Here is a 12,365-nt window from a genome sequence, read left to right on the forward strand (position 1 = left end):
GTAATGACAACAATCGCCCTAGAAGCTGCAAAAAAGATTCTTCTGAAGTTACGTAATGCCGGCTATCAAGCATATTTTGTTGGTGGTTGCGTTCGCGATATGCTCATGGGCAAGCCCATAGAAGAAATTGACATAGCCACTAGCGCTCCTCCTGTTATTGTTTCTACTATCTTTCCTGACACACTAGCCTTAGGAGCCGCTTTCGGTATTATCGTTGTTAAAGAAAATAACCTCTTATTCGAAGTAGCTACATTTCGTAGTGATGAAAATTATAAAGACGGACGGCATCCTGAACGTGTGATATTTTCATCAATGAAAGAAGATGCTTTACGCCGTGATTTTACAATAAACGGGATGTATTACGATCCATTTGAAGAAAAGCTCTTTGATCTTGTTGAAGGAAGAAGAGATCTCGACAAGCGTGTAATACGTGCTATCGGTCATCCTAAATTACGTTTCTCCGAAGATAAGCTCCGTATATTACGTGCTATACGTTTTAGTTCTTCTTTAGGATTTACTTTAGATCCTGCTACAGAACGTGCCATTATTAAGGAAGCCCCTTCGTTAGTATGTTCCGTATCTCCAGAAAGAATCTGGCAGGAACTCAAGAAAATGCTGAAAAAAAATCCTTATGAAGCTTTATCCTTACTGATACAACTTAAAATCATTACTGTAATTTTCCCCGAGCTTCGGGATATTCCTCCGAGCTTACTGCGCACAAGTATCGAATTTGCTAAAAGACTTAACCCTCTAGATTTCCCTGAAATTTGCTTTCTACTTCCTCTATTTCAAGGTGTGAGCGAAGAAGCTGCTTGTGTAGCTTTTACTCGTTTACGAATCTCAAACAAAGATTTGAAACTAATACAACTGTGGTATCAAGCACTTCCTCACTTCCAGAATGTCAGTAATAATCGTGTTTTCTGGGCGCACTTTCTAGCTTCTCCGACAGCAAATCTATTTCTATCTCTATTTTCAGCAACCCAAAAAGATCTTGCTAAACAACAAAATTTCATCGCCCGCGTTCAGGAACTAGAAGAACGCTTAGAACAATTCATTGTCAGAATCAAAACTGCGTCTCCCTTGGTTTCTGCTCCCGATCTCATCTCTAGAGGGATTGCACCAGGAAGACTACTCGGAGATCTATTAAAAGAAGCTGAGATACTCTCTATAGAAAATGAGTGTCATGACAAAGAAAAAATTTTAACCCTGCTAAAGGAAAAGGGTTTCTGGAAGTAAGATATATCGCAAAATAAACTTTTCCCTTAAACACTCAATCGATTTTATTTCTTTAGATTTAATTTTTTAGCTCTTATTATTTTTCCTATAATTATTCAAAACTTAGATTAATTGAGCTTATCATGCTACGGATTGCTATTTTAGGAAGACCCAATGTAGGGAAATCTTCTCTTTTCAATCGCATGTGCAAACGATCTTTGGCTATAGTCAACTCACAAGAAGGAACGACACGAGACCGACTATACGGAGAAATATGTGGATGGGGAATCCCTGTACAAGTCATCGATACTGGAGGAGTAGATAAAGATTCTAAAGATCACTTCCAAAAACATATTTATAAGCAAGCTTTAGCTGGAGCAAACGAAGCGGATATATTACTGCTTGTCATTGATATCCGCTGTGGGATTACAGAATTAGATGCGGAGATTGCCAAACAGCTTCTTTGCTTAAAAAAACCTTTGATTCTCGTCGCAAATAAAGCAGATACACTAAAAGATGAATACCGTGTTCACGAACTATATAAAATAGGAATCTCTGAGATTCTTACTGTATCCGCAAGTCACGATAAACATATCGATAAGCTTATACACAGAATTAAAACTCTCGCTAATGTTCCTGAAGTTGCTGAAGAGCCTATAGAAGACATTCATGAGGAAGAAGTTCCTGTCATGGAGTCTTTAGAAACTGAAGAGTTTCTATCCGATTACGAAAACGAAGACTCCTCCTTTTCCATGTCTTCAGTAGCAGATAAACCCCTAAAAATCGCTCTTATAGGTCGTCCTAATGTCGGGAAGTCCTCTATCATTAACGCACTATTAAATGAAGAGCGTTGCATCATTGATAATATCCCTGGAACCACTCGTGATAATATCGATATTCTTTATTCTCATAATGACCGATCGTATCTGTTTATAGACACCGCGGGTCTGAGAAAAATGAAAAGCGTGAAAAATTCTATAGAATGGATCTCTTCTTCTAGAACAGAAAAAGCCATAGCGCGTGCTGATATTTGCTTACTCGTCATTGATGCTACGCATCACCTATCTTCTTATGATAAACGTATTCTTTCTCTGATATCTAAACAGAAAAAGCCCCACATTATTCTTGTTAACAAATGGGATTTGATTGAAGGCGTGCGCATGGAACATTATATTCGCGACTTACGTGCTACAGATGTTTATATTGGTCAATCGAAGATCCTTTGCATATCTGCGGTAACAAAACGCAACCTACGTCGGATCTTTTCATCTATTGATGAACTCTATGAAACAGTATCAAGTAAAGTCCCTACACCGGTAGTTAACAAAACACTCGCCTTAGCTCTCCAGAAACATCATCCCCAAGTAATTAACGGAAGAAGACTACGTGTTTATTACGCTATTCATAAAACAGCAACACCCTTCCAGTTCTTACTATTTATTAATGCAAAATCATTATTAACTAAGCATTATGAGTGTTATTTAAAAAACACTTTGAAATCAGCATTTAATTTATACGGCATTCCTTTTGATTTAGAATTTAAAGAAAAAACGAAAAGAACAAATTAATTTGTTTAAAAAATGAAATATTATTATTACAAAATAATAATAACAAATTAATTATTTCTTGGAGACTTTAACCATGAACCATGATCGTTACGATACATCAGAAGCTGATTACCACCATTCACTTGATGAGCTTCTTTACCAATCAGAAGAGGCCTTCTCCTTAGACAAATACCAAGAGACTGGTGTTTATGTTGAAGAAGAGAAAGATAATGGTGATCTCCTTATAGTGCTTGGAGAATCAATCCTTAAAGGCGTAATACGCCAATTCTACATTAGTGACGACAATCACGCCTATACTCGTAGTTGTCTAAATGGGGAATGGGACCTATGGTTCAATATTCCTCCAAAAACTATCGAAAGCAAAACTTACGACTTTAACTCTTTATTAGAATCAGACTTCCTTCTCACTACAAATGTAGAAACATTTCTTAATGCCCCTAAAGATTTTCCGAAAGGATCGGAATCATTAAGTAACATTATCATTTGCATGACAACTCGCAATCGCGATCATCATGTACAATTTCTGATTGGGGATAATCACAGAACATTTTGGATACGTCACCACGACGCACAATCCTGGTCTGAGTGGTCCATATTTATTTAAAACTATAAATTAGTAAAGTAAGGGAAAAGGCTGGAAGCTAGCCCAGCCCTAAAGCTCTTTTTATTCATCGTCAGAATCACTGATAACTGTTAATTCCAAAGGACCGAAATTTTCATTATTTTGGAAAGATGTGGCAACAACGGGCACCACATTTTGAGGCCGTTGTTCTCTAGTCATCGTCAACTCTAAACGGAACAAATGCTTTACAATAGCGATACGAATATCTCGAATAAGACTTTCGAATAGTAAGAATGACTCATGTTTAAATTCGATAAGAGGATCTTTCTGACCTACAGTACGTAAACCTACTTCACTACGTAATAAATCCATATCTACAAGATGAATTTTCCATTGCTCATCGATATGCATAATCATGACCGAGCGAATAATATCTTTACAGATACCACTAGCATCTACTTCATCTCCAGCTGCTTCTGTAATTTCCTGCACCATAGAAGCAAACTTATTCTGGAGAACTTCTATGAGATCATCAGCAACCTGTTCTGCAATGGCATCTATAGAATTCAATCTTTTCAATTCTTCAATATTCAACTGCAGAGGGAAAGAATAGTTCATCCATTCTTCTAGCTTAGGAAGAGAATTCCCTGTAGGATGATCATGGCTGACTATCAATGAAGCGATCATTAATGCAACATGATATATTGCTTCCTTAGCTAAACTAAAGATATCTTCAGAGCGTATAACATCATTACGAAAAGCATAGATAGTCTGCCTTTGCTTATTCATAACATCGTCATATTCAAGAGTATGCTTGCGAATAGTATAGTTTCTTGCCTCAACCCGTTTCTGCGCTGTTTCAATTAGCTTATTGAACATAGGATCCGACATAGCCTCTCCTTCAGGAGGACGGAAATGACGAATCAATGCATTTAACTTGGGAGATGCAAATAAACGCATCAGCCGATCTTCAAAAGATAGGAAAAATTTAGCCGAACCAGGATCTCCTAAACGTGCACAACGCCCGCGTAACTGCCTATCAATACGGCGTGACTGGTGCCGACTAGTACCAATAACATGAAGACCTCCAACAACTACAGCTTCTTCATCCAGCTTAATATCTGTACCACGGCCAGCCATATTAGTGGCTACGGTCACAGCGCCCAGCTTTCCTGCCGCTGCAATAATCTCTGCTTCTTGAGCATGATTTTTCGCATTTAAAACTGTATGTTCTATGCGATTTTGTCTCAAAATACGAGAAAGTTTCTCAGACACCTCTACAGACTCCGTTCCTATGAGAATGGGGTTACCCACTTCATGTATACGGGCAATTTCCTTAACAATCGCGTGGTACTTTTCACGCTCTGTCATGTAAAATTCATCATTATGATCTACACGCAAACATGCTTTAAACGTAGGAACCTGCAATACGTATAGATTATAAATCTCTTTAAACTCTTTAGATTCAGTAATTGCTGTTCCCGTCATACCTGCGAGTTTTTCATACAGACGGAAGAAATTCTGTAAGGTAACTGTAGCAAAAGTTTGTGATTCCTTACGGATAGTGACATGTTCTTTTGCTTCTATTGCTTGATGCAGTCCTTCGGAAAAACGACGACCTGGTTGCGGGCGGCCCGTATGCTCGTCAATGATGACAATTTGATCATTACGAACAATATAATCCACATCGCGTTCCATAAGAAGATGCGCTCTTAATAGTTGCCGTAAGCCATGAGCTCGAGCTTTTCTCCTAGTATCTTCTTCGGAAATAGCTATTTTTCTATTGATTTTATCTGTCGGAGATAATGAATCGTCACTATCTATAAGAGCATATTCATGCCCCATGTCCATCATGACAAAATCTTCAGCAGAACCTCCAGCCTTATCAACCCACTGTTGCATGCCACGATCTGTCAATTCAAAATCATTATTATGTTCATCAACAATGATATAAAGCTGAGATAGCTTCTCTATACTCTCTTCTTTATTTTGCTCAGCATGATAATAAGTATCCCACTTATCTATCATTGCTCGCAAATCAGGGTGTTCGCGCACTCTACGCAAAACACGATTTAAAGGCATTCCCTTACTAACTAACCATAAGCTACGGCAAAATTCAGAGATAGCTTCAATAACTTTTTTATCCTTAGGGAGGATATCCATATCCAAGAACAATTCTAGTCCCTGTCTAGCTTTAAGAGCTAACTGGTTACATAACTCCCTTTGTAACTGAACGAGGTCAGCAACTTTATCTTTAAGTTCAAAATAAACAGGATTATGTTTTTCCCCGGGACCAGAAATAATTAAAGGAGTTCTAGCTTCATCAATTAAAATTGAGTCCACTTCATCGATAATAGCAAAATAAAACCCACGACCAACCTGCTCATCAACAGAAGTTGCAATAGAATTATCTCTGAGATAATCAAACCCGAACTCTGATGCTGTACCGTAGACAACGTCACAACGATAAATTTCTTTTCTTTTTTCTAAAGGAGATCCGGATATCAATACTCCGGTAGTTAAACCTAACCAACGCAATATAGATCCAACCCACTCACAGTCCCTTTGAGCAAGATAATCATTAACTGTGACTAAATGCACAGGCTTGCCTGTTAATGCATTTAAATATAGAGGCATAACAGCAGTAAGAGTTTTCCCCTCTCCTGTCTGCATCTCGGTTATAAAGCCCTTATGCATAGCTATAGCACCAAGAATCTGCACATCATAGGGAACCATGTCCCAATTTTGATGATAACCTGACACTTCTACAGGAGTTCCTGTTAAACGCCTGCATACGTTTTTAACTACGGCATAAGCCTCGGGAAGCATATCATCTAAGGATTCGCCTTCCTGATAACGCTTTTTTAACTCTACTGTTTTATTACGTAACTCCTCATCAGACAAAGGAGCTAGCATCTCATCATAGAGGTTTACCTTATCCACAAGTTTTTGAAATTTTTTTAAGGTGCGCTCTTGAGAAGATCCAAAGAAACGTTTAAGAAAATCTAACATACGTCGCTTAATTTAATATAATTGCTTGGAAAATAATCTATTAATTCCTATGAAAACTCATCTGCTAATACCATACTCGATTATGGTGAATAAAAGGAACAAAAGTTCCCTCTCTTATATTCTTCTTTCTCCAGAAAAGGAGACAAAAAACTTTTGTCATAAAGATAGAGAAATAAAAAAAGAATTTAAGCAGCAAGTAGCGTGTCTACTTCTACAACATGCTGATGATTCAAAGGTAGCTTTCGGCGTAAATTACGCATAATTTGCGAACGACGCTTCTTTTGCTGCAAAGAAACATCTTGTGCTGACAAAAATGCTTGTATTTCATAAGCAGCGTCAAAATTCCCTGAACGAGCTTCACAAGCACTCAATAATTCTAAAGTTTCTGAGGAATGATTGAGCTGCAGAGCCTTTTTTGCGTACTCTAAACCAGCTTCTGCTGTCACTATTGATGCATATCCAACCCCTGACAGCCAGGCTAAAGCCTTGCATGCCGTAGGACAATTAGGGAACTTCTGAATCACTTTAAGGTACATCTTTTCGGCATCAGAATATTTCTTCAAACAACATAAACTAAAGCCATAACCTAAACTACATTGCCAATCCTCAGCATATGTACAACATTGAAATGCTAAATTCCAGCAATACTCAGCTAGATGGTGATCACCTTGATCCATAGCTGCTAAAGCAGCGTGCTTCATCAACAGAGCATCTCCTCGGGACCACAAATCACTGCTTTGATAAATAAGTAAAGCTTTTTTAGATCGACCTTGTTTTTGTTCACATAAACCGATGTTGAATAGAGACTCCTCTTTGTAAGCCGGCTCTGACAATAACTTGCGAAATAGCTTTCCTGCCTCTAAATAATTACCACAAATACGAGAAGAGTGAGCCAAATTATAGATAACTTTTAAAGGGCACGGGCCTAAAGTATAGGCACGATTATAAAACTCTATAGCGTCTTTGTACCGCTTAGATATAAAATAAATATCTCCAACAGTAATGTAGGTCTCTTGATGGGATAGAGGAGAAATCCACGGTTCAATCACACTACACGCAGCATCTAAGTTCCCTACATGCACTAAAGCTGATGCATACTTCGCGACATCTTGTTCTTCAAATATATCTTTCGAAACTAAAGAAAAGGCGTGACAAGATTCTTTATACGCACCATGACGGTACGCTTTGTAGGCTATCTCTAACAAAAATTGAGGCCCGCGTAAATTTAACCTGCGTGCTTCGTCTAATAGTTTTTCTACCTCGTCAAAGCGACTCAAATTGCGAAGAATACGCATGTAATCAAATAAACACTGACGACGGTAACAACGTTTTTTTAAGATGGGCAAGAGTTTTTGTTCTGCGACAGACCACTCCTTCAGCTCCATGCTCAAATGAACCTCTCGAATCACCTGAGCTGCATAACGACGGAAACGGGAAACGTGACAATAGACTTTAAAAACTAAAGCTGTTGTCAAACTTGCAACTAAAGCCCATAGGATGACTAGCCACATAATTCGCCAACTCTCTCTTTTCTCTCTCTTTGCGATACCAAAAAAAACCTTTAAAGTCTTTAAAATTATTCTCTCAAAGAACGCCCTAAAGATTGTCCCATAAGGCAACGCGTTTCCAATCCCATTCGCGAATTCTTCAATAAGTCTGCGTCAAATTGCACAGATCCCGGTTGAAACAACACAATAACAGTAGAGCCACCTATCTCAAAAAAGCCTTTCTCATCACCTTTAGAATACTTTTCCCCAGGTCTGTAGGTTTGAATAATAGAGCCAACATTCAATGCCCCTACTTCTAGGTAAAGTACGTCTCCAAATGCCCCAGTTTTCAGCTCAGTTAGTGTACGTTTATTTTCACAAAAAATATTAAAATTATCTTTTAATGCCATCGGATGTACAGAAAATAAATATCCATTGATAGTGCGCGTTGGCCCCGGTAAACAATCTACTGGGAAGTGAAAACGATGATAGTCAAAAAGAGCTAAACGGGCAAAAACCACACTACCGGAAGCATATTTTTCAACAAGTCTCGGGTCTCCTAAAAGTTTTGAAAGAGAAAAGCGCTTGGATTTAACAACGAATTCTCCAAATTCAGCTATGTTCGAGTAAATCAGATATGCACCATCTACAGGTGTCACACAGATATTATCTCCTTGAGCAATAGGTCGCGCTTCAGGGAGGAGCTCTCTAGTAAAAAAATCATTAAAAGAGGAAAACTCGGAAAGAGATTTTTTGAAGTCTTTTGTGTTGATATGATTTCTCTTTACAAATCCGGGAATTTTTCTACGTGTCCAAGAACGTTTTTGAATCCAACCATAGATACGTGACAGAATTGGAGATCTAGATAATAGCGTGGATAGTCTTTTTCCTAATTTAGATCTATATAGAAACGTCATAGTTTTTTCATAACATACGGATTCCGTTACTCTTTGATTAGTTAAGCGATCAATATACTGCAGTTTCTTCACTTGTCCTCGACCTATGAGATCAAAACAGGCGACTATAGAAAGTTATTAAAAATATTCCAAACTAATTAAATAAAAATCGTTAAAAAACCTGTCTACATCTTTAATGGGGGACCTGATATCCTAACTCTCAATTTAGTTTTATTTTCATCCATTTTCATGATTAAAAACGATACTATTGCTGCCATAGCCACACCTCCAGGAGAAGGAAGTATTGCTATTGTCCGTATATCGGGCCCAGAAGCTATTCAAATCACAGACAAAATTTTCTCCGGATCCGTACCATCTTTTTCTTCCCATACGGCACATCTAGGCACGGTAAGTTACAATGGCCAGCAAATCGATCAAACCCTTTTATTAATCATGCGAGCCCCGCGTTCATTCACAGGGGAAGATGTTGTCGAACTACAGTGTCATGGAGGCTATTTTTCCTGCTCCCAAATCTTAGCAGCTTTGATAGCCGAAGGAGCTCGCCCTGCTCTCCCTGGAGAATTTTCTCAACGCGCATTTCTCAATGGAAAGATTGATCTTATTCAAGCAGAAGCTATTCAAAATATTATTGCTGCCGATAGTTTAGACGCATTTCATATAGCGCAGAACCATTTCCAAGGACACTTCTCAAAGAAAGTTCAGAAGATTTCTTCGTTTATTATTGAATCTTTAGCCTTTATTGAAGTTCTTGCGGATTTCCCTGAAGAAGAACAGCCGGATATGAAGGAACCGATGAATCGACTAAATGAGGCTATTTTGATCATCGAAGACCTCATTGCTAGTTTTGATCAAGGGCAAAGGATTGCTCAAGGAACGAGTATTATATTAGCAGGCCACCCTAATGCAGGAAAATCTTCTCTTCTTAACGCACTGACTAATAAAAATCGCGCCATCGTTACGGATATCCCCGGAACTACAAGAGATACATTAGAAGAAACCTGGATGTTACAAGGGAAACGTATTCGACTTATCGACTCTGCAGGACAGCGAGAAACCAATAATCCTATAGAACAAGAAGGTATTGAGCGTGCAATTGCTGCTATGGAAGAGTCCGAAGCAATTCTTTGGGTTATGGATGTCACACAACCTCCACCACCTCTTCCAGAAATCTTAATGCGAAAACCTTCCCTCCTTCTTTGGAACAAATCAGATCTAGCAACACCACCTCATATTGAAACTACCTTACCTCAATTAGCTGTCTCAGCAAAAACAGGGGCGGGTATTTTTGAGCTCAAACAATTTATCCAAAAATGGATGCAAAAACAACAGTTGGGCAAGAATGCAAAAGTCTTTCTTGTTTCTTCGCGACATCATACAATACTACAACAAATGCGTGCATATTTGCTCTCAGCTCAGGAAGGACTGCAGCGTCAATCCCCCCCTGAGTTTATTGCTTTAGAATTAAGACAAGCTCTTCAGACTACAGGGAATCTTTCTGGATCTGAAATTAATGAAACTATACTGGGAGAAATTTTTAGCAGGTTTTGTATTGGGAAATAGAGATTGTATTAAAAATTTTATTCTTTCCACTTTAAACGAGCTATTTCCTGATCCGCAACCGTCGTTAACGGGGTGGAGAACTCCGTTTCAGCTCCTTGTTGCTATTTTACTTTCAGGAAATTCTACCGATAAAGCTGTAAATGCTGTAACCCCAAGGTTGTTCTCCCTTGCTCCTGATGCGCAGACTTTAGTGCAACTGCCCTTAGAAAACTTATACTCCATAATCTCGCCTTGCGGCCTCGGCAGGAGAAAAGCTGCCTACTTACATAATTTAACAAAGATATTGTTAGAAAAATATAATGGGGAGCCCCCGGCTTCTCTAGAGCTATTAACACAATTGCCAGGAGTGGGGAGGAAAACTGCATCTGTTTTCTTAGGAATTATTTATGAAATACCAACCTTTCCTGTAGACACACATATCTTAAGATTATCCCAACGTTGGGAGATTTCTAATAAACGAAGTCCTTCAGCAGCAGAAAAAGATCTTGTTCTTTTTTTCGGAGAAGCTAATTCTCCAAAACTCCATTTACAACTCATCTACTACGCCAGAGAGTACTGCCCTGCTCTCTACCACGACACAAACAAATGCAAAATATGCGCGTATTTAATCAGAAGATCTTATAAAAAAAACAAACAAAACCCCTTGAGAAATAATATGTTCCGTTTTTAAAAATAGAAATAGTTTCATATAAAGTTTTCCCTCTGTATATGTCATGAATGAAATTTACTTTGCTTTCTAACGCAGAAATCTTTTAGACTGGGCACCTACTTACTACCTCGATATCGCAATTTTTAATATAATGAATAAAAACGCTTCTAATAGGGCTAGTTCTAAAAAAGAGCTCTCTGTTTGGTCGATAGGAGGCTCTATTTTCGCCATGTTCTTTGGAGCGGGCAATATAGTATTTCCACTAGCCTTGGGTTATCATTACCATGCTCATCCCTGGTTTGCTTGTTTCGGCATGATCCTTAGCGCAGTCTGCGTTCCCCTACTAGGCTTATTCAGTATGCTATTGTATTCCGGAGATTACAAAACTTTTTTTTCTTCCATTGGAAAAATGCCTGGAATGTTTTTCATCATAGCAATTTTATGTTTGATAGGTCCTTTTGGAGGGATACCTAGAGCGATCGCCGTTTCGCATGCCACTTTAGTGTCGCTATCGGATTCAAAAACAACATTAATTCCTAATCTTCCTGTTTTTAGTTTGATTTGTTGTGTTTTGATTTATCTATTTGCTTGCAAACTCAGTAAACTTATCCAATGGTTAGGGTCTGTATTTTTCCCAGTGATGTTAGTTACTCTTATTTGGATAATCTTTAAAGGATTAGTAATTCCCGCAAATCCTAGCTTTATGGCATCAGCAAGTCCCAGAGAAGCTTGGTTAGCGGGGATTATAGAAGGCTTCAATACTATGGACCTTCTTGCAGCCTTCTTCTTTTGCTCTATTGTTTTAATTTCTATAAGACAACTACTAGAAAATGGAGAAGCTAGTGATGAAACACCTTTAAACTTTCAAAAAATCAATAAAAAAGACAAACGCACTTTAGGTTTAGCTTTTGCTTTAGCTGCAGCACTTCTCGGATTAATTTATCTAGGATTTGCGTTGTGTGCTTCTCGGCACGCAGGTTTGCTAGCCCATGTAAGTAAAGGACAGATTTTAGGAAGAATTTCTGCTATTGCTCTCGGACCAAATAGTTTATTAACCGGTGTATGTGTGTTTGTAGCTTGCTTAACGACAGAGATAGCTTTAGTTGGGATCTTTGCTGACTTTGTAGCCCGCATCATCTCATCAAAAAGAATGACGTACTCTAATGCAGTAATTTTCACTCTGATACCCTCATACCTAATTTCTATTTTAAACTTCGAAAATATCAGTCTCCTTCTATTACCTTTACTACAGCTAAGTTATCCTGCATTAATCGCTTTGACTTGCGGAAGTATTGCTTATAAGTTGTGGAATTTCCGACACGTCCAAGCTTTGTTTTATTTAACCCTCTCTCTTACAATCGTTTTACGATTGGTGAGTTGAGTTAACGCTTGTAT

At 38.3% G+C, this 12,365-nt stretch carries 9 protein-coding genes; 6 read left to right on the forward strand and 3 right to left on the reverse strand.

Features of this window, described 5'->3' with window-relative positions:
• The first annotated feature begins 3 nt into the window (after positions 1-3).
• From E1N70_RS01510 to E1N70_RS01520, 3 genes are all read left to right on the forward strand, one after another.
• Entirely contained in the window at positions 4-1,236 is a 1,233-nt protein-coding gene (locus E1N70_RS01510; RefSeq protein ID WP_131743812.1) for a CCA tRNA nucleotidyltransferase, read from the forward strand.
• 122 nt (positions 1,237-1,358) lie between these two features.
• Positions 1,359-2,783, forward strand: coding sequence for a ribosome biogenesis GTPase Der (gene der / locus E1N70_RS01515; RefSeq protein ID WP_131743813.1), 1,425 nt, complete (start codon positions 1,359-1,361; stop codon positions 2,781-2,783).
• Between the two features lie 73 nt (positions 2,784-2,856).
• Positions 2,857-3,387 (forward strand): hypothetical protein, encoded by a 531-nt coding sequence (locus tag E1N70_RS01520; RefSeq protein ID WP_131743814.1) that lies wholly within the window; start codon positions 2,857-2,859, stop codon positions 3,385-3,387.
• Positions 3,388-3,447: 60 nt separating this feature from the next.
• Here the strand turns inward: E1N70_RS01520 and secA are convergent, their stop codons facing one another.
• From secA to E1N70_RS01540, 3 genes are all read right to left on the reverse strand, one after another.
• On the reverse strand, positions 3,448-6,357 hold the full coding sequence (secA, locus tag E1N70_RS01525; RefSeq protein ID WP_131743815.1) for a preprotein translocase subunit SecA: 2,910 nt from the start codon (positions 6,355-6,357) through the stop codon (positions 3,448-3,450).
• Positions 6,358-6,542: 185 nt separating this feature from the next.
• Complete coding sequence (locus E1N70_RS01535; protein ID WP_131743817.1) at positions 6,543-7,868, reverse strand: tetratricopeptide repeat protein; 1,326 nt, start codon at positions 7,866-7,868, stop codon at positions 6,543-6,545.
• A gap of 65 nt (positions 7,869-7,933) precedes the next feature.
• The gene (locus tag E1N70_RS01540) at positions 7,934-8,833 is read right to left on the reverse strand and encodes a phosphatidylserine decarboxylase (protein ID WP_131743818.1); all 900 of its coding nucleotides are present in this window, start codon (positions 8,831-8,833) and stop codon (positions 7,934-7,936) included.
• Positions 8,834-8,989: 156 nt separating this feature from the next.
• Here E1N70_RS01540 and mnmE point away from each other — a divergent pair, with 156 nt between their 5' ends.
• The 3 genes from mnmE (at position 8,990) to brnQ (ending at position 12,351) form a co-directional block, all read left to right on the forward strand.
• Positions 8,990-10,321: a tRNA uridine-5-carboxymethylaminomethyl(34) synthesis GTPase MnmE gene (gene mnmE / locus E1N70_RS01545; protein ID WP_131743819.1), complete on the forward strand. Its 1,332-nt coding sequence runs from the start codon at positions 8,990-8,992 to the stop codon at positions 10,319-10,321.
• Entirely contained in the window at positions 10,272-10,991 is a 720-nt protein-coding gene (locus E1N70_RS01550) for an endonuclease III domain-containing protein (protein WP_420836552.1), read from the forward strand. Before mnmE ends, E1N70_RS01550 begins: the two co-directional genes overlap by 50 nt.
• 130 nt (positions 10,992-11,121) lie before the next feature.
• Positions 11,122-12,351, forward strand: a complete 1,230-nt coding sequence (gene brnQ / locus E1N70_RS01555) for a branched-chain amino acid transport system II carrier protein (protein ID WP_131743821.1) — start codon at positions 11,122-11,124, stop codon at positions 12,349-12,351.
• The last annotated feature ends 14 nt before the right edge of the window (positions 12,352-12,365 follow it).

Source organism: Chlamydia buteonis, assembly GCF_900634605.1.
GTDB classification, from domain to species: Bacteria; Chlamydiota; Chlamydiia; order Chlamydiales; family Chlamydiaceae; genus Chlamydia; species Chlamydia buteonis.